Raw genomic sequence first — 24,361 nt, 5'->3', positions numbered from 1 at the left:
TCTTCACTTGCGGTGATACTATGTTTCCTACATTTTCTTTCTTCACTTGCGGTGATACTATGTTTCCTACATTTTCCTTCTTCACTTGCGGTGATACCATGTTTCCTACATTTTCTTTCTTCACTTGTGGTGATACTATGTTTCCTACATTTCCCTTCTTCACTTGCGGTGATACGTTTCCTACGTTCTCTTTCTTTACTTGTGGTGATATATTTCCTATATTGTCTTTTTTCGTTTGCGGGGAAATGATGTTGTTAGGTTTCATTTTATTAATTTGAGGAGCAATTAACTCGCTTCCCTTTTTTATTACGTCTGAAATTTTATATTCTTTTTTCGGTTTAATCGGCGGTTGCGGCGGCTGCGGTAATACATTAACAGAAAATTTAGTGCTCTCTTTCGTAGTCGGTTTTGGTTTTTCTACTTTCTCTACAACAGGTGGTTTTTGAATGACAGGCGGCTTTTCAACTGGCTTTTCTTTTTGAATTGGTGTTTCTTTTTGCACTTCTTTTTGCGGCTTCACCTGTACTTCTTTTTGTGGTTTCACTTGCATTTCCTTTTGCGGTTTTACCTGCATTTCTTTTTGTGGTTTCACCTGCATTTCTTTTTGCGTTTGTTGCATAGCTGGTTGCTGTGTAATAGGTGCTGATTGATACGTAACTTCTTCTTCATCTTCTATTCCGAGTGGAGTTGGTGTTGATGCAAACTCTTTTTGCTGCACCTCTTTTACATATTGTTTCGGAGGCGCTGAACCCGATCCAGCCTGTTGTTTCACATGAACGCTGCTCGATGGTACTTTAATTTTCATCCCTGGCATAATAAGGTCTGGATTACTAAGTTGTGTATTTGTTTTCTTTAGCGTTTCAAAATCCACTCCGTACTTTTTCGCAATTTTCCAAAGGGTATCCCCTTTTTGCACGATATGAATTTTCAAATTTTCCCCCTCCTGTATAACTTATCTATAAGTAAAACCACTTCGAAGTAACACTTTCTAAAAACTTAACTTCATCTACTTTTATCACTTCTTCTATTTTCAATATGGTTTGAAGTGGAATAATCATAAAAAAATCACAATGATTTCCTCAACACAATGTATGCCTATTTCACTCTTCTTATGATTACATGCACGAAAAAAAGCAACGGAAGTCCCGTTGCTTTACACACGCTCTAACATACGATTCAATGCAAGAACCGCCTCTTTTGTTACTTGCTTATTTACACGAATAACATTGATTTGTTCTCCTCTTTCTATATTCTCAAGCGCCCATAACAGGTGGGGTAAATCAATCCGGTTCATCGTTAAACAAGGACACATAAACGGATTTAGAGAAATAATTTCTTTATCTGGATGTTGCTGAATAATTCGATTCACTAAATTCATCTCTGTACCAATCGCCCATTGACTTCCTGCTGGAGCTGCTTCAATCATATCAATAATATATTTCGTCGACCCTGCATAATCAGACGCATCAACAACTTCATAACAACATTCAGGGTGAACAATAATATTCATATCCGGATGGTCTTTTCGCACACTTTCAATATTTTTTACAGTAAAGTTTTGATGAACAGAACAATGGCCTTTCCACAAAATCACTTGAATTTCTTCTATATCTCCATCGTACTCTAGTGAATCTGTATGCGGGTTCCACACTGCCATTTTCTCTAAAGGAATACCTAAATCGTACGCTGTATTTCTCCCTAAATGTTGGTCTGGTAAAAAGACGAGACGCTCTTTTTGCGTAAACGCCCAAGACACCATTTGTTTTGCATTAGAAGAGGTTACTGTTGCCCCTCCATTACGACCGCAAAATGCTTTAATCGCAGCTGTTGAATTTACATACGTTAACGGAATCATCGTATCCCCAAATAATTTTGTGAGCTCTTTCCACGCTCTTTCTGTTTGTTCAATATCTGCCATATCCGCCATAGAGCAGCCGGCACGCATATCTGGTAAAATGACAACTTGATCATCTGTTGTTAACATGTCTGCCGTTTCTGCCATAAAGTGCACACCACAAAACACAATATATTTTGCCTCTTTATTACTCGCTGCAACTTGTGCAAGTTGCAACGAGTCCCCTGCTGCGTCTGAAAATTGCACCACTTCATCTTTTTGATAATGATGCCCTGGAATAAATAGTAATTCCCCCATTTTTTCTTTAATTTCGCGAACACGCTCTTCCATTTCTAATGTAGACATCGTTTGATAACGCTCCGGTAACATTACTTCAATTGGCTGAACCTTCTCTAAAATACCCATTTACGATTCTCCCCCTCTAAACCACTCTCATTAAGACTCAATATTAAAACTAATATCAAGTGCTTTCACTGAATGTGTTAACGCTCCAAGTGAAATATAATCTACCCCTGTTTTTCCGTATTTCGATAAATCTTCAATTGTAATGCCACCTGAAGCCTCCGTAACGATAGCACTCGGTACAAGTTTTGAAAACTCACGAATCTCTTCTGGCGTGCGATTATCGAACATAATAACATCTGCGCCAGCCTCTACCGCTTCTCTCACTTGCGCCTCCGTCTCTGTTTCAACTTCTACTTTTACCATATGCCCTAATCTTTCTTTCACTGTCGTAACAGCCTTTGTAATAGACCCCGCAAACGCAATATGATTATCTTTAATCATGACACCATCATACAAACCGAAGCGGTGGTTAAACCCGCCTCCGCACACTACCGCATACTTATCAAACATGCGCAATCCTGGCATCGTTTTTCTCGTATCACAAATACGCGTGTAATTGCTATCTAACGTAAGAACTGCTTTACGAGTCATCGTCGCTACACCGCTCATACGCTGAATAATATTTAATATAACGCGCTCTGCTGTTAATAAAGACGCAATAGGCCCTTGTGCTGTTGCTATAATCTCACCTTTTTCTACTAAGTCCCCATCTTTTTTGTGGAATGTAACTTCAATTTTTTCATCAATTAGTTTAAATCCCTCTTCTATTACTAAACTCCCTGCAAAGACCCCTGAATCCTTTACAAGAAACGTCCCTTTCGCAAGTGCATTATCGGGAAAGATAAGCTGAGATGTTACATCTCTTTCTCCTATATCTTCTAGAAAAAATCTATTTAATGCTTCCTTAACCTTTAACGTGTTCATAAAACCCCTCTTCCCCTCATTAAACAAGTTGTAGTTTTCTTCTCACTCGAATAATCTCTTTCCTTACTTTATTTCTTTCTGGATAATCACTGCGATAATGACCACCAATACTTTCTTCTCTTTGTAAAGCCGATACTGTTATAAGCTCACAAACTGTTAACATATTAATAAGTGTTATCTCTTCATTTGTAAGTGCATCATATTGTAATATCATATTTCGCACACCGTACCTACTAAACCATCTCTTAGCATATGATAAGCTTTTCTCAGTTCGTACAATCCCAACGTGCTTCATCATGTATTCTTGTACTTCTTCTTTCAACGGTAAATCATTAAGAGCTATAAAGCTTTTTCCTCTCTCTTCTGATACATTTTTTCTTTCTTGTACTGGTCTAGCTAAAATATGTTTTCCTATTCTTCTTCCAAACACTAGACCTTCTAATAATGAATTACTCGCTAATCTGTTCGCACCGTGAACCCCATTACAAGCCACTTCGCCGACTGCATATAAATTTGGAATAGACGTCTCGCCGTCACAATTCGTCTTCACGCCACCCATATGAAAATGAGCACCAGGTACGACTGGAATACGATTTCCTTTTAGATTCACACCATTCTTTTTACATAATGATGAGACTGTTGGAAAACGCTTTTCAAAGTTTTGAATGCTTTCGATGTTCAAGTACACTTTTTCACCTGCAAGAAGTTGTTCATGAATAGCCCTTGCCACTACATCACGCGGTGCGAGATCTTTCCCGGGATGTATCTCCATCATAAAACGCTGTCCTTTTCCATTTATAAGGACAGCTCCTTCACCACGGACTGCTTCAGAAACGAGGCCACAACATCGCCCGCCCACGTATAACATTGTCGGATGAAATTGCACAAATTCTAAATCAACAAGTTCGCCCCCAGCTCGATAGATCATCGCAAGTCCATCACCTGTAATTGTCTCATCATTCGACGTAAAGGCGTACAAACCACCAATTCCTCCTGATGCTAACACTGTATAATCAGCATAGTAACGCTTCAACTTTCCTTCACTATTTCGTGTTAAAGCCCCTATACATTTATTATTTTCTATAATAAAATCAAGTACCATTTCTTGCTCAACGATAGTAACGTATGGAGCTACTTCTTGAATTAAATGTTCTAATAGATTTTTACCAGTTGCATCTCCTCCCGCATGTAAAATACGACGTTTTCGATGCGCCCCTTCTTTACCAAGATGGAGCCCTGCTTCATCCCCATCAAATTTCATTCCATTTGTAATAAGTTTATTTATTTCTTTCGGCCCTTCTTCAACTAAATACCGAACTGCTTCTTCATTGTTATAATGACAACCTGCCACTAATGTATCTTCAAAATGCCCACTCGGATTGTCATGTGCAGCAACAGCCGCTGCAATTCCTCCTTGAGCTAAATGTGTATTGTTATTGCGCCCTGTTTTTTTTGTGATAATTATCACATTCTTTTCGTGACAAAGCTCTTTCGCAACACGAAGTGCCGCAACGCCACTTCCAATAATTAAGACATCTGCACTTGGCATAATTGTTGCCTCCTACTTTACACTTTTCAACTGTCTTGACACCTATATTTACATAGTTTTAAAATAATGACAAGAGTTTTTTTACAATTCTTATTTTCACTACCATTCTAAAAACGAAAATTAATATCACTCTTACTGAAGAGAGGAAATTATATAATGATATATCTTGATTATGCAGCGACAACACCTATGAGCGAAGAAGCTTTAGAAACATATATACAAGCAACAAAGAAATATTTTGGAAATGAACAAAGTTTACACGATATCGGTGGAAGTGCCTCGTCTTTATTACAAGTTTGTAGAGAAACATTTGCAGAAATGATTGGGGGTAAAGAACAAGGTGTATTCTTTACAAGCGGCGGTTCAGAATCTAACTACCTTGCGATTCAATCCCTTCTAAATGCTAGGAATGGGAAGCATATTATTACGACACCTATGGAACACGCATCGATTCGAAGTTATTTTCACTCCTTACAATCGCAAGGCTATACGATTACTGAAATCCCTGTTGATAAAAGCGGGCTAATTCATTTAGTAGATTTAGAAGCAGTTATTACAGAAGATACTGTTCTAGCAAGTATACAGCATGGAAACTCTGAAATCGGGACCGTTCAAAACATTGCAGAGATTGGAGCACTTTTAAAAAAATATAATGTTTTATTTCATTCGGATTGTGTTCAAACATTTGGTAAACTTCCAATAGACGTTACAGCGATGGAGATTGATAGTCTCTCTGTTTCAGCACATAAAATTTACGGCCCAAAAGGAGTCGGAGCTTGCTATATAAATCCGCAAGTTCGTTGGGAACAAATATTTCCTGGAACTTCTCATGAAAAAGGATTTCGCCCAGGTACAGTGAATGTACCTGGAATTGCCGCCTTTTTAACAGCCGCAGAGCATATATTAAAGAATCAAAAGGAAGATATCTTTCGTTTTAAACAATTACGATCTTATTTTTTAGAACAATTACAAACACTTCCTCTAGAAATTGAAGTGGAAGGACATTCTACTTCTTGTTTACCACATATTATTGGGGTTACAATAAAAGGAATAGAAGGTCAGTATACGATGTTAGAATGTAACCGTCATGGTATTGCCATTTCGACTGGAAGTGCTTGCCAAGTCGGTAAACAAGAACCTTCAAAGACAATGCTCGCAATTGGAAGAACGTATGAAGAGGCAAAACAATATGTCCGCTTTTCTTTCGGACATCACACAACGAAAGAACAAATTGATACAACTATTCATGCACTACACACAATTGGAAATCAATTTTATAGAGGTGTTAAATCATAATGAAACAAAATGATCAAAAAAAGATTTTAGGTGAAGAAAGACGACAGCTCATCCTGCAATGGCTTCTTGCTGCAAATGAACCGTTATCAGGAAGTGAACTATCTAAAAAGACGAATGTAAGTAGGCAAGTTATCGTTCAAGATATTTCCTTACTAAAAGCACGAAATGAACCAATTATTGCGACTGCACAAGGGTATTTATATTTAAAACCACAAGCGAAACAACAAGCTTTTGAACGTGTAATCGTATGCCAACATAAACCAGCAGAAGTACGTCAAGAACTTACAATGTTAGTTGACCACGGCGTTACGATTAAAGACGTAAAAGTTGAGCATCCTGTATACGGTGACTTAACAGCATCGATTATGGTAAGTAATCGCTTTGATGTAGAGCAATATTTACAAAAAATCGAAAACACTAACGCTTCTTACCTTTCTCAGCTAACAGATGGTATTCACTTACATACAATTGAAGCAGATTCTAAAGAAAAATTAGATGCAGCTTGTGATGCACTAGATCGAGCTGGGTTTCTCGTTTATTAATGTAAAGCACAGAGTTTTTCATCAATCTCTGTGCTTTTATTTTGTAGATGATATAATATTGTAAACAATTATAAAGGAGATCAACTATGGGAATTGAACTCGTTCACTTTAGCATTGGCAAACCGAAACAAATGAAATATAGCGAAGATAAAGAAATGATTACAGGTATATGTAAAGAACTTACAGAAGAAGCTTTTCTCTCAAAAGACGGCTTCCGTGGTGATGATGTAGCAGATTTAAAACATCACGGTGGACCTGACCGCGCTGTTTGTGTGTATCCACATGAACATTACGCACTATGGGAAAAGGAATTTCAAACAACGCTCCCAGCTTCCACATTTGGCGAAAACATTACCGTAACAAATATGTTAGAGCGTGATGTTTGTATCGGAGATACATATCAACTAGGCGAAGCAATCATTCAAGTCACACAAGCTCGCGTACCCTGTAGCACAATTTCAAAACGTCTTGGCATTCCAGGCATTTTACCACGCATTGTAGCAACTGGATATACCGGCTACTTATGCCGTGTTCTTCAAGAAGGTACCGTACGTAAAGATTCTAAAATTACATTACTAGAACGTCAACCGAGCAATGTTTCTGTTTCTTTCTCTAACGAAATCTATTTTCATAATAGAAAAGATAAAGATAGCATTGAGAAGATCCTTGCTGTCCCAGAACTAGCTGATGTTTGGCGTGAGCAGTTAGAGGATCGTCTTGCGAAGTTAATATAAAGTGAAACTTTAATCAGTGGGGGTTTTGTTCATCCCCCACTGATTATTAGTTGAACCAATCGGGCGTTTACGGGCAGTTGATCTCCCACCTAACTTCTTTGCTCCAGCCGAATTTTGAGGCGGGAGTCTTACTGCCCACAAATAGCGGGATAAAAAATCCCACCATTTACTGGTGGGATTTTATTAATCTAGCACAAAGCATACTATTAAATGAAATTATATCGGCGATTCGACAAATACCAACACCCCTCACCTCTACAACCAATAAGAAGAATAACTCCCCAGCACAGTAACAGAAAACCCAAGTGCTTCAAGTTCCATCGTTACGCCTGGCAATAATACATCATCATATGCTTTATCTACATCGATTAGGAAAAAGTAATTGCCAAGACCTGTTTTCATCGGGCGAGATTCGATTTTTGATAAGTTTAATTTTCTCCATGCGAAAGCTGATAACACTTGATATAGCGCTCCTGCATAATCCGCAGGTAACGTTATCATAAGCGTTGTTTTCTCTCCGCGGTTTTCTCCGTTATTTGGGAGTGCCGCTCTTTTTTTCTTATGCAAGACAAGAAAACGTGTATGATTGTTTTTATGCGTATGAATGTCACGCCTTACAATTGTTAATCCGTACTTTTCTGCCGCTGCCTCATTTGCAATAGCTGCAATTTTTTCTTCGGGATGTTCTTTCACATATTGTGCAGCTGCGCTTGTTGATGTCATATCTCGAACCGTTATGCCTTTTAATTCCTCATTTAAAAACTTATGACACTGTGCAATAGCATGTGGATGAGAATGCACAGCATATACTTCTTTCCACACTTCTTCATAATGTGGATGCACGAGTAAATGTTGCTGAATTGGCACTGTAATTTCTCCTACAATAGAAAGCGGCTGCTCATGTACAAGATAGTCAACCGTTATATTAACCGAACCTTCTATGGCGTTCTCTAACGGTACAACCGCATAATCTACATTTTCATTTGCAGCTGCATCAATACAATCTGGAATCGTTCGATACGGTACATGCTCTGCTTCCGGAAAAAAACGACTCACCGCCATATTTGTAAATGTTGCCTCTGGTCCTAAATATCCTACTCGAATCATCGTCTTTTCCCCTCTTTTTCGTTTTCTTACTGTTATACCATACTTTTTTATATTCTTCTATGTAAATTTCGAATATTTAAAAAAGACTAGCATCCGCTAGTCTAAATGTTTCCTATATTCTCTTTGAGCGAAAAAGAAATAAATGATGCATGCGGCGATATAAAACAAAATAAACAAGCCTACTTTTCTTAATGAACCATCCATAAAGAGAGTATTATGAAACGTATATAACGCAACTGCACTATGCATACTCCCTACTATAATTGGCGCAAAAAATAGCATACACAATTGCCAACGAGAAACCTTCCACACTTCTTCCTTCGTCATTCCAAGTTTAGATAGTGCACCGTACTGCTTTCGGTCCGATGCAATATTATGAAACCATTTAAAATATACGATGCTACATGAAGTAAGAAAGAATAATATACTAATGAATGAACCTACAAATAGAGTAATATCGCCGCCTTCTTTCATATTCACATATAACTCCATATTACTTCGAAATGCATTATTATTATCTTGTTTCATATGTTTCCGTAAATCTTCATTTAATTCTTTCGTATTTTCGATATTTGGTAATGTGTATCCTCTATACATCAGTTTTTCAGAATCCGGAATTTTATTTGCTATGCTATCAAAATCTTCATCATTCATGACGAAAAACAGACCGTTAATGTGCGCAGGGTGATGGTTAAATTTCACCCCTTCTTTCTGACCGTTAAATACGAATGGATACGTTTGATTCATTACTTGTAATTGAATCTCTTTTTGATTATATACATTCGGATTATTGCGTTTATTATAATAAACGAGTGTCACTGTACCTTTTTTTGGATGATACGTTTTCTGTTTTTGTTTTCTCGCCTCTTGATTGTATTCACTTTCCTTTATAAACGGTGCAACTTCTGTTTCTCCCTTATTGGACTGAAAAGATGCATACACTCCAACAAAACTCATAGATTGAAAATCATCATACCCATATTGATGCAGTAATTTTTCAACCGTACCTTCCTCAAAGACTTCGTGAGAAGAAGTACCTTTCTCTATGTAAGAAAACGAGTGCACTCCTCCATCTCGCCACATATCTTGCATGCTAGAAAAATATAAGAACACCGTACCTGTTGCTGTAACAACAAACGTCGTTGCCATAGACATCAGAAAGAAAAAGCGACCATTTTCCTTCATTCGATGTGACAATTGATTCACTATAAATAAATACGGATATGTATACATAATCTTTTTATTTCGCTTTATCATTTCTAACACTTGGGTAGCTCCGTGTGTAAAAGAAAAGTACGTTCCGAAAAAGACAAGTATAGACACAGGAAAAAAGTATAATGCTATCGTTTGTATCGTCACTTGTAGCGCTAACGCATATCCCGTCCCTAAACAAGCAAATCCGAATAAACAAAGCCACTTCGATGTTTTTCTTTCTCTTTTATCTGTTCGAAATTCTTTTAATAACCGAATGATTTTTATATTCCATATACGTAAAGCACTTATAAAAGATAAGACAATAAATACGACCATATATGTAACAAACGTTACACCAATTGCTCTTACGTCTAATATGACAGTGAGTTCTTTCGGAAGACGAAGTAACATGCTAAATACCATAAAGAAGAGCTTCAAAAAGATCATGCCAAGCCCAATACCGAAAATGTTAGCAAAAATCCCAATCAACATTTGCTCGGTCATAATTACTCCTATTACGTTAGACCTCGTCGCTCCCATTAACATATATAGTCCTAATTCTTTCTTACGTGCTTCTATGAAAATAGAAGTAGAATACAAAATAAATATAACGAAAAAAGAAATAATTATAACATTACATAGGATAAGTCCCCAGCGTACGTTTTGATACCACATCGTTTCTTGCATATACGGATGTACAATTACAGACATATATGCATAAGAAGCAAATATTGCAAAACAACTACTTAAGAAAAACACTTTATAATTACGCCAATTCCCCTTTATATTTTGCATCGCTAGTTGCCGAATGTTCATCTATCGTCCTCCTGTAACTTACTACATACGTAAAAAGCTAGAGGTTTCCCTAGCTTTTTACGTGTTTTAAATATCCTCTTTGCGCAATCATAAAGTAAATGGCAGAAGCTAAAATATAAGCCCCTATTACAATCGCACCTGATTTCCATAAATCGATATAAAGCATTTTTCCTAACGTATGAAGAGCAAATCCACTATGAATCGCACCGATTATAATCGGGATAAAGAAGATAACGCCCATTTGTCGAATTGCAATTTTGCGGATTTCCTTATCTGTCATACCGATTCTCTTTAACGACTTAAATTGAATACGATCTTGTTCTTTATCGTTAAACCATTTAAAGTATGTCATACTACAAGCGAAGAAGAAGAACAGTACTGCTACGAAGAAACCGATGAACATTGTAATTGCTCCTGCCTCTCTTATATCTTTATAAGCAAGCACTGAGCTTTTCAACTCTCCTTGTTTTTCTGGTGCAATTTCCTTTTTCAAATCTAGCACAAGGTCTTCTGTACTTTTCCAATCTTCAATATAATAACCGTAATATTTCGTCTTTTCTTCATCTGGTACGAGCTTTGCATATTTCTCAAAATCTTGATCATTCACAATGAGATAATCGTCATCATTAAACACCGAATATGAAGTTGGTTCATTTAACTGAACAGACTGTTTTTGGCCATTCATTGTAACTTCATATGGCTTCGTACGATCTATCTTTACTATATCATTTGTCATATCACTCATGATCATCGTCGCACTACCTGGTGCATTATGAACTTCTCTAACTTCTTCCCTTTTTTGTTTACGCACTTCCGCATTATATACTTTCTCTGAAATAACTGCAGTTGGTACTTCATGTTCACTGTTAAAAAACGTTACTTTCTGCGTTGCAGGTAGTTTTACGAAAGTTAATTTTCGAGCATCTTCAAATCCATGTTTTTTTACAATCTCTTGTACTTTATCTTCATTAATAATGTTATGTGTATTTATACCCTTTTCCTCATATGAAATAGCATGCGGCGTAATATCTACCGTTTTCGCACTCATATTTTCAAAATATACGTAAAGTGTGCCAACTGCTGAAGAAACAACCGCCGTAATAATAGAAATGACAAATAGAAAACGAGCATTGTCTTTCATTTTATAAATAAGATTGCTAAGTACGAACATATTTGGGTACGTATAGAAAGATTGCTTTCTTTTTTGCAATGCTTTTAATACGACCGTACTTCCTTGTGTAAATAGTAAATACGTTCCGCCAATTGTCAGCCCTACAATCGGTAAGAAATACATCATAAAATTCATAATTGTTACTTGGAAGCAAAGGACGTATGCAGCAATGAGACATCCTATACCGGCTACACATAGCCATGTAAATGCAAAAGGCTCCACTTTTTGTTTTCTTGCTTCTCTTAATAAATCAATGATTTGCAAGCGTCCTACTGTCCAAACACTAAACAATGATAATATTAAAAAGAGAATAAAGTACACACCAGCTGTAATAAGAATTGCTTTACTATTCCACACAAGCGGAAGTGTTTTATCAACCTTTAGTAATACACTCAGTGCTTGGAAAAACAGTTTTGAACAAAGCATTCCAATTCCAATACCTGCTACAATGGCAATACTACCTAACATCAATTGTTCTAATATAATCATTCTGCCAAGTTGAGACTTCGTTCCGCCTATTAACGTTAATAAGCCAAACTCTTTTTTTCTTGCTCGTAAAAACGTTGAATTTGCATATAAAATAAAGAGTGCTGAGAAGATGACTACGATATAATTCATCGATTCTAATCCTTTTGTAATCATCGTTTTCATACTAATATTACCACTCACGACATCTGGATGATAAATGAAGGAAGCATACATGAAAAATACTACGATTGATAAACAACTACTAATAAGGAATGCTTTATAATTACGCCAATTTCCTTTTACGTTACTAAGCGCGAGCTGGCGAAAGTTCATGATATTCTCCTCCTAGCATCGCAAGTACGTCTAAAATTTCTTGGAAAAAGGCTTGCTTCGTTCTTCCTTTATGTATTTCTGAGAAAATTTCTCCATCGCGAATGAAGAGGATACGTTCGCAATAACTAGCTGCTACTGGATCGTGCGTTACCATTGCAATTGTTACTTTTTTTTGCTCATGTAAATCTTGCAGAGCACCCATTAATGATTTCGCAGACTTAGAGTCTAAGTTTCCTGTTGGCTCATCTGCCAAAATTAATGTTGGGTCATGAATAATTGCTCTCGCTGCTGCTGCGCGCTGTTGTTGTCCCCCAGACACTTCATATACTTTCTTATTTAAAATACCTTCGATATTCAAAAACTTCGCAATCTCAAGTACTTTCGTATCAATTTCATTTACAGATTTCTTCGCCATAACAAGTGGTAAAATAATATTTTCTTTAATGGATAACGTATCAAGTAAGTTGAAATCTTGAAAGATAAATCCTAAATGTGTACGGCGAAATTCCGCTAATTTTGCAGCACGCATTTGATTAATTTCTTCACCATTTACAAGCACATGACCTGAAGTTTGCTTATCAATTGTCGCTAATAAATTTAAAAGTGTTGTTTTTCCGCTCCCTGAAGGACCCATAATTCCTACAAATTCGCCTTCCTCAATTTTAAAATTTATATCATTTAAAGCAGTCGTCGCTACTGAACCTTTCGATTGGTATACCTTTGTTAACCCTTTTACTTCAAGAACACTCATTTCTAATCCCCCTATGTGTTTTCTTCTTACATTTACTATAAGAAAAATAAGAAAAAGAAACGAGTGATTTCCCTTACAAAACGTTTTGTTATCTTACAGTTTTGTCATTTTTCTCATTAATGTATGATATTCCTCATCTTTTGCAAATTGGAACGTAAACGTTGTCCCTTCACCTTCTGTTGATTGTACATAAATTCCATGATGTAAATTATCGCAAATTTCCTTCGTAATATATAAACCCATTCCAGTTGCTTCCCTCGTTTTACGGCCGTTTACTCCCGTAAAGAACGGATCAAATATACGCTGCACATCTTGTTCTGGAATACCGATTCCATTGTCCCTAATATGTAGTAACACCTTTTGATCCTTCTCTTCAATTTGAAATTGAATTTCTTTTTTCTCTGCTTCTGAAATTTTTGTATACTTAATTGCATTTACAACAATTTGACTCATGGCGATACTAAGCCACTTTCTATCAGACGCAATCATACAAGTCTCTTCTTCAAGCATAAGTTTCGGAAATACAGAAGATTGAATGAACGACTTTCGATTTTCATTAATAATATCTCGAATGACATCTATAACATTTACTACTTCTACTTTATAATCCTTCGCAAACTGATCTAATCTTGCCATATGTAACGCTAAATCTAAGCCATTTAAAATACGATTATTTTCTTCACGAATACTTTCAATCGTTCCCCTTGCTTCACGGTGTTCCTTACCATATTTCTGTAACAATAATTCAATAACAGATACCGGTGTTTTCATTTGATGAATCCATTGGTTCATAAAAATCATTTGCTGTTGCTCTTTCGCATGCTGCTTATGAACTTCATTCATATATTGCTGCCTTAGCAACGTGAACGCTTCAACGACCATTTCTTGCTCTAATGTATAAGAAGCATCTATGAGTAAAGCATCGTGTAATGTATGTCCACCGGCAATATACTGTTCTATTCTTTTTAAAAACACACTTCTTTTTCGGTAATCGTAAATAAGGTATACACTAAACACAACTGTCCCTAATAAAAGTCCATATAGCCACGTACTCCAGTCCAATGACCTCTTTTCTAAAAGGCTTTGTAACTGCAGTACAAGCCCAAATAAACAAAGGCTTATAATGTAAGAAAGGATTAAGGAAAAACGGTCTATGAGGTAGCTTTTAACCTTCATGCCCTTCGCCCCACTCTGTAAGGAGCGCATAGCCGTAACCACGTTTTGTTACAATAGCACTTTTAATACCTAGCTCCTCTAACTTCTTTCTTACACGCTTCACATTTACGGTTAATGTATTATCATCAACAAAAGCTACTTCATCCCATAAAGCCTCTAATAGCTCTTCACGTGTTACGTATTGATTTGCTTGTTTCATTAAACATTCTAATAAATAAAACTCATTTTTTGTAAGTTCCGTTTGTTGACCTTTCCACTCTACTGTGTGCTGTGATGGGAATAATAACAACCCATTCACACCTAAACAGTCACTTTCCGCGGCCAAAGCATACTCACCGTATCCGCGGCGGAGTGCACTCTTCACCTTTGCCATTACAATATCTAAATGGAACGGCTTTGTAATATAATCATCTCCGCCATTCTCAATCGCCATGACTTGATCCATCTCCCCTGTTCTTGCAGAGACAAAAATAATTGGTGCATTCGATACTGTGCGAATTTGGCGACACCAATAAAATCCATCAAAATACGGTAAATTAATATCGAGTAATACGAGATGTGGATTTATTTTTACAAACTCATCTTTTATATGACGTAAATCGCTTGCTCTAAATGATTGATATCCATATCTTTCTAAATGTTCCTCTAATATTTCTGCAATTTTCTCATCGTCTTCTACAATTAATATTTTATACATGCTTCTTTTCTCCCCATAAAATATTCTTCTAAAATCACTCCTTTTTCTATTATAAATTGAAACTTTATTTAGTGGGAAGTTTTTCCTATCCCTACTAATTTTCATCCTACACCTTCTTTAATTTTACCGGCAGCCCGATTCTCACCTAACTTCTTAATATCTTCTAGTTTTCAAGGGGTGTTTTATTGTCCGTAAATAAAAAAAAAAGACCGCCGTATTTTGGCAGTCTTAATCGATAAATTCAAATTCATATTCAAGAATTTTTACAATATCTCCATCTTTTGCACCGCGTGCACGAAGCGCTTCATCAATACCCATTCCGCGCATTTGACGAGCGAAACGACGTATAGATTCATCACGTGAGAAGTCCGTCATTTTGAATGTCTTCTCGATATCGTAACCAGAAATAACAAACGTGCCGTCACTTTCACGTGTAATTTCAAATTTAAGACTTTCAGCATCAAATTTGTACATTACACTTGCTTCAGACTCCTCGACAACATCGTACATTGGGAATTCTGGTGTTGTTTCTAATAAGTTCGCTACTTCAAATAGTAAATCACGAACACCTTGTTTCGTTACAGCTGAGATTGGGAAGATTTTTACTTCGTCTCCCACTTTCTCTTTAAATGCTTGTAAGTTTTCTTCCGCATCTGGCATATCCATTTTGTTTGCAACAACAACTTGTGGACGCTCTGTTAAACGCATATTGTATTCTTTTAATTCATTATTGATTGTGACATAATCTTCATATGGCTCACGGCCTTCTAAACCAGACATATCGATAACATGCACAATTACACGTGTACGTTCGATATGACGTAAGAATTGGTGTCCAAGTCCGACGCCAGCGTGTGCGCCTTCAATTAATCCAGGAAGGTCAGCCATAACGAAGCTGCGGTTATCACCCGTTTCAACAACACCAAGATTTGGAACGATTGTTGTAAAGTGATACTCTGCAATTTTCGGACGCGCTGATGATACAACAGATAATAATGTAGATTTACCTACACTTGGGAATCCAACAAGTCCAACATCTGCTAGCACTTTAAGTTCTAGAATGACATCACGTTCTTGACCTGGTTCCCCGTTCTCAGCGATTTCAGGCGCTGGGTTTGTCGCTGTTGCGAAACGTGAGTTACCACGGCCACCACGGCCACCTCTTGCGATTACAGCTGTTTGTTCATGCGTTACTAAATCGGCAAGAATTTGACCTGTTTTTTCATCTTTTACTATTGTTCCTGGTGGAACCTTTACGATTAAATCTTCTGATTTACGACCGTGCTGACCTTTACTCATTCCGTGCTGACCGCGATCAGCTTTGAAATGACGTTGGTAGCGGAAGTCCATTAATGTACGTAAGCCTTCCTCAACAACGAAAACAACATCTGCACCTTTACCACCGTCGCCACCTGCTGGGCCACCTTTAGGTACATACTTCTCACGACGATACGCAACCATTCCGTTACCACCGTCGCCGCCTTTTACATATATCTTGACCTGATCTACAAACATTATTTCACCACACTTTTTTCGATTGGTTGTAATATAACTGAGACTTCTTCGTCTCGTACTGTATAAGAAATGGAATACCATTTATTGTTTTGGTTCGCAAGCCACGTTTGTAGTTCTTCTACATTCGTTAGCTTTCCACGAAAATCAAAAAAGAAACGAGCATTCTCCGCGTCACTTTCAATTGTGATACAAACATAATTTTCAACATATACGTCTAAACTATGCTGAAGCATTAAGAAAAACTGATTCGTCCATGTACATACATTCTCATCGATATGAGATAAGTTATGTAATTCTCCCAATACTTCGTACTCCAATAAGCACGGTTGCTGTTTCCAATTATATGTTAAAATCCACTCTGAAAATAAAGGCATTGATAGCCCCATCAGATTGGATTCTTGTCTCGCTTCTTGGACAAAACGATCGATGAGCTTATGAATCTCTTCCACTTTTCCAAGGGAAAGGTTTCCTTTAACCATCTGCAAACGATTGAGCCAATCATGTCTTGAGTGGCGCAATGCATCTATAATTGTCCATTTTTCATTCATTTAGATACCCCTTAATATAGAAAAACTCTAACCTGCACTCAGGTTAGAGTTTTCCGTGAGTTCTTATGCTTCTTGAGCAACAGGATATACGCTCACTTGTTTGCGGTCACGGCCAAGACGCTCGAAGCGTACTACGCCGTCAACTTTCGCGTATAAAGTGTCATCGCCACCACGACCAACGTTAACACCTGGATAAATTTTTGTACCGCGTTGACGGTAAAGAATTGAACCACCTGAAACCGTTTGACCATCTGCGCGTTTAGCACCAAGACGTTTTGACTGAGAGTCACGACCGTTCTTTGTACTACCTACACCTTTCTTAGATGCGAAAAACTGAAGATCTAATCTTAACATACGTTACACCTCCTGCACTTTTTCTATTAAACGGATATACTTTCCGTAATCAAGTTCGATCGTCTTAAGCGAAACAACCAATCCTTCTAAAAGTATCTGTGCTTTTTCTGCTGTATGAACGTCTAAATCATTAGGCAATTCATACGTTAAGAATCCGCCATCACTTCCGAGTTCAATAGTTGCCTGCACATTACAAAGTTCTTCCACTGCATTTATAGAACCAAACACAACCGCTGTAGTTCCAGCACAGACAAGGTCTTGTCCATGTGGCGCATAATTGGCATGTCCAGTCATTTTAAATGATTGGATACTTCCTAATTTCGTGCGACTTATCGTAATTTTAATCATGTTAACCAGAATTAAGCGTTGATAGCTTCAACAACTAGCTTAGTGTAAGGTTGACGATGACCTTGTTTCTTACGATTGTTCTTTTTCGCTTTGTATTTGAAAACGATGATTTTCTTAGCGCGACCTTGTTTTTCAACTTTCGCAGTAACTGTTGCACCTTCTACAACTGGGCTACCAACTTTAACGTTTTCGCCACCAACGAAAAGAACTTTGTCAAAAGTAACAGTTTCACCAGCTTCAACATCTAATTTTTCAATGTAGATTGCTTGACCAGCTTCAACTTTAATTTGTTTTCCACCTGTTTCGATAATTGCGTACATACTTGCACCTCCTCTTAATTACTAAGACTCGCCAAAAACGAGGTAGACATAAATGCCTTTAGGGAACCTGTCTTGTGCGGTTGTAGCATATAGCCGTTTAGGTGCTATAAACTATAACATAAAGATGTTATCATGAATCATTAACTATTGTCAACAAATGTTCTGCTAACTATTTTTTCCGTTCCATTATTTCTTTTTTACTTCCGAAACGAATTACCGCATACTTCTCTACATCTTCGTCTTTGAAATAAATTTCAAACGGAATATTTTTTTGTAACTCTTTTTGTAAAAATATTTTTTGCACCTTTTTCGAGGCACCAATCAATACAGCTTCATCCTCTATATTACCATAAGTAATAAGTTCTCTCTCTAGCTCGTACGCGATTGTTTCATTAGACATAACGTAGCCTGTCGCTTTACAAGGTGCACACTCTTCTAATAATACGTCACGTAACGAATGTTTCTTGCGCTTACGCGTCATTTCTAAAATTCCTAACTCAGTAAACCCAAGCACTCTCGTATATGTACGATCATCTTGTAAAGCTAACATTAAACTCTCTCTTACCTTCTCTTTATCTTCCCGTCTTTTCATATTAATAAAATCGATTAATATCATGCCGCCAATATCACGAAGTCTCAATTGACGAGCGATCTCTTCAGCAGCCATTTCATTTGTACGAAGTACTGTATCTTGTAAATTTTGTTTTCCAGTAAACTTACCCGTATTCACATCAATTACAGTCATCGTCTCCATTTGTTCCACAATTAGATAAGCACCATTTGGTAGCCAAACAATTTTTTGAAGTGCTTTCTCGATTTCACGTTCTATTCCAAAATGGTTAAACATAGAAGATTTTTCATTATAAAAGGATACTCTTTCTTTCCCTACTTTTTCTTCTAATTCTTTTACTACACTTCTCGTATCTACAACTACTTTTTCAATCGTTTCAATTGGGTTCTCCTGAAATACACGATCTAAAAACGTCGCTGGTCGATGAAGTAGTAACGGTGCCTTCCCTTGGTCTTCTTTTCTTGTTAATTCTTCATATAGTTGTTGCAGTCGCTGCATTTCAGCTTGTATTTCATCAATTGTCCCTTTTTCAGAAGCAGAACGGAATATATATCCTCCTGTCCCTTCCACTTCAATATGAAGTAACTCTTGTCTTCTCTTGTTATTTTTTATTTTCCGAGAAACAGCACGCATTTCATCATACGGCATATACACGACATATTTCCCAGTAATTTCTATCTTCGCCGTTAATTTTGGCCCTTTCGTATCAATTGCCTCTTTCACAACTTGTACAAGTATCGCCTGCCCTTCATGTATGCGATATGAAGATGGTACATCATCGTATGAAAGATATGCATGTTTTTCTAATCCGATATTTACAAAGGCTGCGTTCATTCCAGCAATTGTTCTTACGATACGTCCAACATAAATATGTCCGACAATTTCCTGCTCTTCATTACGTTTCCATAATAGTTCGACAACTTTTCGCTTCTCTTCTATCGCAACACGCTTTTCCGAACCAGTGTAGTTAATATATAACGTCTTCAAAATTCTTTCCTCACTTTTCACTTCTTTTCCTTACAATATAAAAGGTTAGTGTCGTCGTCAACACTAACCAATTAATTCTTCAACAGATGAGGTTGTTCTTTTTTCAGCAAAATACGCATACAACAACTCATTTTCATCCAATGTGTAGTGCTCTTTATATTTTCCATGGACGATAATAGAGTGTTTATATCCTCTGCGAAATTTTGTGAAAATCGTATATAAACGATCTTCTGTTTTCACCTCAATAGGTGCAATCTTTTCAATATCTCTTTTATTCCCATAATAACGTTCTAATAAAAAGCGCATAAATGCGTACCTTCTTTGTTTCCATTCTTGATATAAAGAAATCGCTAGAAAGACGAGTAATACCCACATCATAATGTTATTACTATTCCAAAGTAACTGCCATCCTAATATTACACTAAAAAAAACACATGACAATTTCATCATCTTTTCATGTGCTTGTAAATAAGGAAAACGATATGATAATACATTAAATAATACTTTCCCACCATCAAGTGGCCAAATAGGCAATAAATTAAAACCTAAAATAACGACATTATTCCACACAAAGAAATGATACAAATCATTAGTTACCCAGCCCGCTTGATACAAAATATAAGCAACCGCAATCATCCATACATGCTGAATTGGCCCAGCTATAACGACAATTAATTCTTCTTTTAATGATTTGTTCCCATGTTCTTCAAGCTCAGCTACGCCACCAAATGGCAAAAGCTGAATTTGTTTAATACGCCAATTATAATATGCCGCTGCAAAAGCATGCCCAAGTTCATGAACTAGAACGATACAAAATAATAATATTAACTCTTTAAAACGTGCCGTGAAAATGCCAATAACGATAATAACCCAAAACAATGGATGTACTGTAATTTTCGTTAAAACATCTCTATATTTAATCAAATGAAATCACCTGAATGGGATCAATAAATTTTTCATTCTTTTTTATCGCAAAGTAAAATTTACCGTTTTTATTATTTTCGTCACTATTCACCGTTCCGATTTTCTGTTTTTTTGAAACGTAATCATATAACTTCACTGACATATCACTTAAATTTCCATACCACGATTCTGTACCGTCGGCATGTTGAATTTGAACTGTATTTCCAAGTTCCTCTTTCTTGCCTGCAAAAATAACTACACCTTCATTTACTGACTCCACCGTTGCATTTGTAGCTGTTTGAACAAATACACCTTGGCCGTTTTTTTGAAATCCTTGCATCACCTTTCCAGAAGCAGGAATTGCATAATCTTTTTGCTGAATAGCCCCTTCTTTTTTCTCATTTGGAGAATAGAACACAAGAGGTTTTCCAAACTGCTTTTCATACCATTTCGATATAGTAGCAAATTGAAACTCTTCTTTCATAACTTTTTCTGTAACAGCTCTAGTGCCATCAAAGGAAGGCGGAGCATTTTTAAATAAAATAGCGATTGAAAGAACTAATATTGCTGATAGCAAAACTTTGAAGAGAAAGACTTCTTTTCGAAATAGGGGATGAATTCCCTTTTCCCCTTCTTCAATAAATACCGTTTCGCTGTCAAAATCACCTCCAGCAAAATACTGCTCTTCCTCCATCCTTTCTTGCTCTGCTTTCCTTTTCGCAATCCGCTTTTTAATTTCTTCTACACGTCTATTCTTCATACTGTCTCCTTTCTTTAGTTAGCCTTATTCAAATAGAAACAGTTATATACAGTTTGTACATATGTATGAGCTACGGAAGAAAGATATTCATGCGAAGAAAAAAGAAAGCACTCCGCATATATGCGAAGTGCTTTTAACGGATTCCAAAGAAGTTTTTCATCTTTGTAAATACCGATACTTTTTCTTGTTCAAATGCTTGTAATGGTACATTCTCACCTAATAAACGTCTTGCAATATTACGATAAGCTAGCGCTGCTTTCCCACTAGGTTGCAGTGCTACAGGTTCACCTGTATTCGTAGCACGAATAACTTCATCATCATCCTCAACAACTCCAAGAAGCTCGATTGACAGTGTACGTACGATTTCATCTACATCTAACATATCTTGTTCATGAAGCATATGACTACGCACACGGTTAATAACAAGTTTCGGTGGTTCAATATCCTCTTTCTCTAAAAGCCCGATAATACGATCCGCATCACGCATTGAGGATACTTCTGGTGTTGTTACAACGATTGCTTTATCCGCACCCGCTACTGCATTTTTAAATCCCTGCTCAATCCCGGCAGGACAATCAATTAATATGTAATCATAATCTTGACGTAATACTTGTATTAATTCATCCATTTGTTCAGGTGTTACCGCCGATTTATCACTTGTTTGTGCTGCAGGTAATAAATATAGATCATCAAAACGCTTATCTTTAATAAGAGCCTGAGGTAAACGACAACGCCCTTCAACGACATCAACAAGATCAAATACAATACGATTTTCCAGCCCCATTACTACGTCTAAATTACGTAAACCGATATCTGTGTCAATTAAGCATACTTTCTTTCCAGATAACGCTAAGGCTGTACCAATGTTCGCAGACGTTGTAGTTTTACCTACTCCGCCTTTTCCAGATGTAATTACTATTGCCTCTCCCACAGCTATACAATTCCCCTTTCTAACTTTGTTAAATTAGGTCTAAGATGAGTGAGAAGTTGCAGGCGATCGACAACAATGTGATTGTTCTCATTAATATACGCACATTCCGCCGCCTCAGCTCCGTCTTCTTTCTCTTCCGGAGCCCGCATTGCCACATCACTAATTCGGAGTTGCATAGGGTTCATAATAGATGCAGCAATGACAGCTTCTGAATCTCCATTATACCCAGCATGTGCAATCCCTCTTAATGATCCCACAACAAAAATATTCCCCCCAGCGATAACCGTTCCGCCTGGATTAACATCCCCAATTAATAATAAATTTCCTTTTACATGTAACACTTGTCCAGAGCGAACAATTTTAGAAATAGGGACAATTTCTGTTTCTTCTATCCAAGCTATTGCTTCCGCTTTTGTTATAACATCACTTTCAATAGAATCCACAACAAGGTTCTTCTTATTGCGAATTAACGTACGAATCTCTTCTTGTTGAACTTCTGTTAAATAACGATTTCCTACTTTAACATGCACTTCAATTAAAGAGCGTCCGTCACCGTCATAGTAATGTGTAGAAAGCTTCTCGTCCAATTCTTTCAGTAATTCTGAGAATGAACAGCAATCATCTAAATGAAGTGTTATTCCATCTTTCGTCCCTTTTATCGTTACATTTTGTTGCTTTTTTTCTTCCACTAAAGTTCACCCCACCGATTCAATTCGACATAAAATTAGAAAATCCTTTTTTCTTTTTCTTCCATCGCTTTTGAAAGACGCACTAAATATCGTCTCAGTGGGAAACAAACTATTAATAAGAAAATTCCATTTAGCAATAAAGTAGCAAGGAGACGATCGGTGAAAAAGACATGCGCCGACATATGAGTACGTCCTAACAAAGTTAAAAATCCATACACATAGTACTCTAATGCTGCAATACCAGCTAATACGATAGAAACAACAATAAATAAATTCAATTGTAATACCTTCATCGCACTATAAACTAAGTAAGCTAAAATTGGATAAGCAAATATATATATACCGACAAGCTCTGTGTATACGGTATCAAATAAAAAACCAAACAATAGTCCGTAGTAAATCCCTTGAATCGGACTATAGTACACTGTAATAAAACAGAGCACAATTATAAAGAAATGCGGCGCTGCTATACTGCCTTTCCAAAAAACTTCCGTTGGAACAACAGTAGAGAACATATTTTCAAATAAAAAAACAAAAAGGAGCAAAAGAGGAAGAGCTGCTCTTTTTAAAATCTTTATCATCTCTTCTTCCCCTCCTATTCTAACGGTGCTGTAGGCGTAGCGCGTTTGGCAACCGTAATATGCTCTACGTCATTTAAATCAGCAGCAGGTTTCACATAAGCTGTTTTTGTTAAACCGTATGGATCTGGCTGAACATCAACGATCTTCCCAATTACAAGACCTTTCGGGAAAATATCACCAAGTCCAGATGTTACAACTAGTTGATCTTTTGCTACTGGTGCATCAGAGCCAATCTTTGTGAAAAGAAGTAATTGTTTTTCTTTATCATAACCTTCAATCAATCCAAAGATTTTTTCTTGTCCTTGTACAATAGCAGAAACACGGTTTGTTCGGCTCATAGAACTTAACAACTCTACTGACGATGTAAACTGCGATACACTTTTCACTCGTCCAACTAAACCTTGTGAAGTGATTACAGCCATATCTTTTTTAATTCCTTGCTGTGCCCCTTTATCAATTCCAATTAAATCGTACCATTTATCTGGATTACGAGAAACAACAGTAGCTGGAATTTCAGTATAATCGCTATTCAACTCTTTTTTACCAGTTAACTCTTGTAATTTCTTTTTATCATCTTCTAATTGCTTTACTTTTCCTGATAGATCTGCATAATTATCTAATTTTGCTTTTAATTCTTTATTCTCTTCATACGTGCGCTTTACATCTTCTACGTTTTCGAAGAATCCGGCAACATAATTCGCTGGCTTTTGGAATACACGTTCTACAACACCGACAGTATCTTTAATAAACTGCTCTGGCCATGTTAAACTGTTCCGTTCTTTCAATGAGATTCCAATCAATGCCACGAGAAGAATAATACTAACTAACAAAACAATTAATCTTTTGTTTAAGAAAAACTGTGGCACGTTCACACCCTCTTAATTTCAGTGATTTTT

24 protein-coding genes, 1 pseudogene and 1 other annotated feature are annotated in these 24,361 nt (G+C 36.8%); of the genes and pseudogenes, 3 read left to right on the top strand and 22 right to left on the bottom strand.

Features of this window, described 5'->3' with window-relative positions; translation table 11 throughout:
* The 4 genes and pseudogenes from exsA to nadB form a co-directional block, all read right to left on the bottom strand.
* Window positions 1-931: pseudogene (exsA, locus tag BAU28_RS10650) on the bottom strand (spore coat assembly protein ExsA); the annotation flags it as partial.
* Between the two features lie 222 nt (window positions 932-1,153).
* Complete coding sequence (nadA, locus tag BAU28_RS10645; RefSeq protein WP_071718544.1) at window positions 1,154-2,260, bottom strand: quinolinate synthase NadA; 1,107 nt, start codon at window positions 2,258-2,260, stop codon at window positions 1,154-1,156.
* A gap of 30 nt (window positions 2,261-2,290) precedes the next feature.
* Entirely contained in the window at window positions 2,291-3,124 is an 834-nt protein-coding gene (gene nadC / locus BAU28_RS10640) for a carboxylating nicotinate-nucleotide diphosphorylase (RefSeq protein ID WP_071718543.1), read from the bottom strand.
* A 19-nt stretch (window positions 3,125-3,143) separates the two neighbouring features.
* Window positions 3,144-4,673, bottom strand: a complete 1,530-nt coding sequence (gene nadB, locus BAU28_RS10635) for an L-aspartate oxidase (RefSeq protein WP_071718542.1) — start codon at window positions 4,671-4,673, stop codon at window positions 3,144-3,146.
* 153 nt (window positions 4,674-4,826) lie between these two features.
* Here nadB and BAU28_RS10630 point away from each other — a divergent pair, with 153 nt between their 5' ends.
* The 3 genes from BAU28_RS10630 (at window position 4,827) to BAU28_RS10620 (ending at window position 7,245) form a co-directional block, all read left to right on the top strand.
* Entirely contained in the window at window positions 4,827-5,969 is a 1,143-nt protein-coding gene (locus tag BAU28_RS10630) for an IscS subfamily cysteine desulfurase (RefSeq protein ID WP_071718541.1), read from the top strand.
* Window positions 5,969-6,511: a transcription repressor NadR gene (locus BAU28_RS10625; protein WP_002173606.1), complete on the top strand. Its 543-nt coding sequence runs from the start codon at window positions 5,969-5,971 to the stop codon at window positions 6,509-6,511. The genes BAU28_RS10630 and BAU28_RS10625 overlap by 1 nt, the downstream gene beginning before the upstream one ends.
* Window positions 6,512-6,597: 86 nt before the next feature.
* Window positions 6,598-7,245, top strand: coding sequence for an MOSC domain-containing protein (locus tag BAU28_RS10620; protein WP_071718540.1), 648 nt, complete (start codon window positions 6,598-6,600; stop codon window positions 7,243-7,245).
* Window positions 7,246-7,500: 255 nt separating this feature from the next.
* Here BAU28_RS10620 and pheA read toward each other — a convergent pair whose 3' ends face one another.
* The 18 genes from pheA to mreC all read right to left on the bottom strand — a co-directional run bounded on the left by pheA (window position 7,501) and on the right by mreC (window position 24,331).
* Window positions 7,501-8,352: a prephenate dehydratase gene (gene pheA / locus BAU28_RS10615; protein ID WP_071718539.1), complete on the bottom strand. Its 852-nt coding sequence runs from the start codon at window positions 8,350-8,352 to the stop codon at window positions 7,501-7,503.
* Between the two features lie 96 nt (window positions 8,353-8,448).
* Window positions 8,449-10,362 (bottom strand): ABC transporter permease, encoded by a 1,914-nt coding sequence (locus tag BAU28_RS10610; RefSeq protein WP_071718538.1) that lies wholly within the window; start codon window positions 10,360-10,362, stop codon window positions 8,449-8,451.
* A gap of 49 nt (window positions 10,363-10,411) precedes the next feature.
* Window positions 10,412-12,334, bottom strand: a complete 1,923-nt coding sequence (locus BAU28_RS10605) for an ABC transporter permease (protein WP_071718537.1) — start codon at window positions 12,332-12,334, stop codon at window positions 10,412-10,414.
* A complete protein-coding gene (locus BAU28_RS10600; protein ID WP_048373010.1) occupies window positions 12,309-13,085 on the bottom strand; it encodes an ABC transporter ATP-binding protein in 777 nt (258 codons plus the stop codon). Before BAU28_RS10600 ends, BAU28_RS10605 begins: the two co-directional genes overlap by 26 nt.
* A gap of 93 nt (window positions 13,086-13,178) precedes the next feature.
* Window positions 13,179-14,261: a HAMP domain-containing histidine kinase gene (locus BAU28_RS10595; RefSeq protein WP_071718536.1), complete on the bottom strand. Its 1,083-nt coding sequence runs from the start codon at window positions 14,259-14,261 to the stop codon at window positions 13,179-13,181.
* Window positions 14,251-14,958 carry a response regulator transcription factor gene (locus BAU28_RS10590; RefSeq protein WP_071718535.1) on the bottom strand — a complete coding sequence of 236 codons (708 nt, stop codon included), beginning with the start codon at window positions 14,956-14,958 and terminating at the stop codon, window positions 14,251-14,253. Before BAU28_RS10590 ends, BAU28_RS10595 begins: the two co-directional genes overlap by 11 nt.
* 228 nt (window positions 14,959-15,186) lie before the next feature.
* On the bottom strand, window positions 15,187-16,473 hold the full coding sequence (gene obgE, locus BAU28_RS10585) for a GTPase ObgE (RefSeq protein WP_000497121.1): 1,287 nt from the start codon (window positions 16,471-16,473) through the stop codon (window positions 15,187-15,189).
* Window positions 16,473-17,021, bottom strand: coding sequence for a sporulation initiation phosphotransferase B (locus BAU28_RS10580; protein ID WP_002173614.1), 549 nt, complete (start codon window positions 17,019-17,021; stop codon window positions 16,473-16,475). The genes obgE and BAU28_RS10580 overlap by 1 nt, the downstream gene beginning before the upstream one ends.
* Before the next feature lie 63 nt (window positions 17,022-17,084).
* The gene (rpmA, locus tag BAU28_RS10575) at window positions 17,085-17,375 is read right to left on the bottom strand and encodes a 50S ribosomal protein L27 (RefSeq protein ID WP_000944957.1); all 291 of its coding nucleotides are present in this window, start codon (window positions 17,373-17,375) and stop codon (window positions 17,085-17,087) included.
* Between the two features lie 3 nt (window positions 17,376-17,378).
* Complete coding sequence (locus BAU28_RS10570; protein ID WP_002008596.1) at window positions 17,379-17,723, bottom strand: ribosomal-processing cysteine protease Prp; 345 nt, start codon at window positions 17,721-17,723, stop codon at window positions 17,379-17,381.
* An 11-nt stretch (window positions 17,724-17,734) separates the two neighbouring features.
* Window positions 17,735-18,043: a 50S ribosomal protein L21 gene (gene rplU, locus BAU28_RS10565; protein WP_000270907.1), complete on the bottom strand. Its 309-nt coding sequence runs from the start codon at window positions 18,041-18,043 to the stop codon at window positions 17,735-17,737.
* A gap of 14 nt (window positions 18,044-18,057) precedes the next feature.
* Window positions 18,058-18,135: a sequence feature (ribosomal protein L21 leader region), on the bottom strand.
* Between the two features lie 77 nt (window positions 18,136-18,212).
* Window positions 18,213-19,601 (bottom strand): Rne/Rng family ribonuclease, encoded by a 1,389-nt coding sequence (locus BAU28_RS10560; protein WP_071718547.1) that lies wholly within the window; start codon window positions 19,599-19,601, stop codon window positions 18,213-18,215.
* A 63-nt stretch (window positions 19,602-19,664) separates the two neighbouring features.
* Complete coding sequence (locus tag BAU28_RS10555) at window positions 19,665-20,525, bottom strand: M50 family metallopeptidase (RefSeq protein ID WP_002173616.1); 861 nt, start codon at window positions 20,523-20,525, stop codon at window positions 19,665-19,667.
* Window positions 20,518-21,264, bottom strand: coding sequence for a M23 family metallopeptidase (locus BAU28_RS10550; RefSeq protein WP_071718534.1), 747 nt, complete (start codon window positions 21,262-21,264; stop codon window positions 20,518-20,520). Before BAU28_RS10550 ends, BAU28_RS10555 begins: the two co-directional genes overlap by 8 nt.
* A gap of 133 nt (window positions 21,265-21,397) precedes the next feature.
* A complete protein-coding gene (gene minD / locus BAU28_RS10545) occupies window positions 21,398-22,195 on the bottom strand; it encodes a septum site-determining protein MinD (RefSeq protein WP_000503310.1) in 798 nt (265 codons plus the stop codon).
* Between the two features lie 2 nt (window positions 22,196-22,197).
* Window positions 22,198-22,884 carry a septum site-determining protein MinC gene (gene minC, locus BAU28_RS10540; RefSeq protein ID WP_002173618.1) on the bottom strand — a complete coding sequence of 229 codons (687 nt, stop codon included), beginning with the start codon at window positions 22,882-22,884 and terminating at the stop codon, window positions 22,198-22,200.
* Between the two features lie 35 nt (window positions 22,885-22,919).
* Window positions 22,920-23,465, bottom strand: coding sequence for a rod shape-determining protein MreD (gene mreD, locus BAU28_RS10535; protein ID WP_071718533.1), 546 nt, complete (start codon window positions 23,463-23,465; stop codon window positions 22,920-22,922).
* A 14-nt stretch (window positions 23,466-23,479) separates the two neighbouring features.
* Complete coding sequence (mreC, locus tag BAU28_RS10530) at window positions 23,480-24,331, bottom strand: rod shape-determining protein MreC (protein WP_002173620.1); 852 nt, start codon at window positions 24,329-24,331, stop codon at window positions 23,480-23,482.
* Between the last annotated feature and the right edge of the window lie 30 nt (window positions 24,332-24,361).

This window comes from Bacillus paramycoides (genome assembly GCF_001884235.1).
Taxonomy (GTDB): domain Bacteria; phylum Bacillota; class Bacilli; order Bacillales; family Bacillaceae_G; genus Bacillus_A; species Bacillus_A paramycoides.
Note: the sequence above shows the minus strand (reverse complement) of the source record. Positions and strands in the feature narration are given on the sequence as shown.

Excerpts from the sequence above, each read along its gene's own strand:
- obgE (WP_000497121.1), bottom strand. The coding sequence starts at position 16,473 with ATGTTTGTAGATCAGGTCAAGATATATGTAAAAGGCGGCGACGGTGGT.
- BAU28_RS10595 (WP_071718536.1), bottom strand. The coding sequence starts at position 14,261 with ATGAAGGTTAAAAGCTACCTCATAGACCGTTTTTCCTTAATCCTTTCT.
- BAU28_RS10620 (WP_071718540.1), top strand. The coding sequence starts at position 6,598 with ATGGGAATTGAACTCGTTCACTTTAGCATTGGCAAACCGAAACAAATG.
- rplU (WP_000270907.1), bottom strand. The coding sequence starts at position 18,043 with ATGTACGCAATTATCGAAACAGGTGGAAAACAAATTAAAGTTGAAGCT.
- BAU28_RS10570 (WP_002008596.1), bottom strand. The coding sequence starts at position 17,723 with ATGATTAAAATTACGATAAGTCGCACGAAATTAGGAAGTATCCAATCA.
- BAU28_RS10600 (WP_048373010.1), bottom strand. The coding sequence starts at position 13,085 with ATGAGTGTTCTTGAAGTAAAAGGGTTAACAAAGGTATACCAATCGAAA.
- nadB (WP_071718542.1), bottom strand. The coding sequence starts at position 4,673 with ATGCCAAGTGCAGATGTCTTAATTATTGGAAGTGGCGTTGCGGCACTT.
- BAU28_RS10610 (WP_071718538.1), bottom strand. The coding sequence starts at position 10,362 with ATGAACATTCGGCAACTAGCGATGCAAAATATAAAGGGGAATTGGCGT.
- BAU28_RS10625 (WP_002173606.1), top strand. The coding sequence starts at position 5,969 with ATGAAACAAAATGATCAAAAAAAGATTTTAGGTGAAGAAAGACGACAG.
- nadA (WP_071718544.1), bottom strand. The coding sequence starts at position 2,260 with ATGGGTATTTTAGAGAAGGTTCAGCCAATTGAAGTAATGTTACCGGAG.
- BAU28_RS10580 (WP_002173614.1), bottom strand. The coding sequence starts at position 17,021 with ATGAATGAAAAATGGACAATTATAGATGCATTGCGCCACTCAAGACAT.
- BAU28_RS10550 (WP_071718534.1), bottom strand. The coding sequence starts at position 21,264 with ATGAAGAATAGACGTGTAGAAGAAATTAAAAAGCGGATTGCGAAAAGG.
- nadC (WP_071718543.1), bottom strand. The coding sequence starts at position 3,124 with ATGAACACGTTAAAGGTTAAGGAAGCATTAAATAGATTTTTTCTAGAA.
- BAU28_RS10605 (WP_071718537.1), bottom strand. The coding sequence starts at position 12,334 with ATGAACTTTCGCCAGCTCGCGCTTAGTAACGTAAAAGGAAATTGGCGT.
- rpmA (WP_000944957.1), bottom strand. The coding sequence starts at position 17,375 with ATGTTAAGATTAGATCTTCAGTTTTTCGCATCTAAGAAAGGTGTAGGT.
- BAU28_RS10590 (WP_071718535.1), bottom strand. The coding sequence starts at position 14,958 with ATGTATAAAATATTAATTGTAGAAGACGATGAGAAAATTGCAGAAATA.
- mreD (WP_071718533.1), bottom strand. The coding sequence starts at position 23,465 with ATGATAAAGATTTTAAAAAGAGCAGCTCTTCCTCTTTTGCTCCTTTTT.
- pheA (WP_071718539.1), bottom strand. The coding sequence starts at position 8,352 with ATGATTCGAGTAGGATATTTAGGACCAGAGGCAACATTTACAAATATG.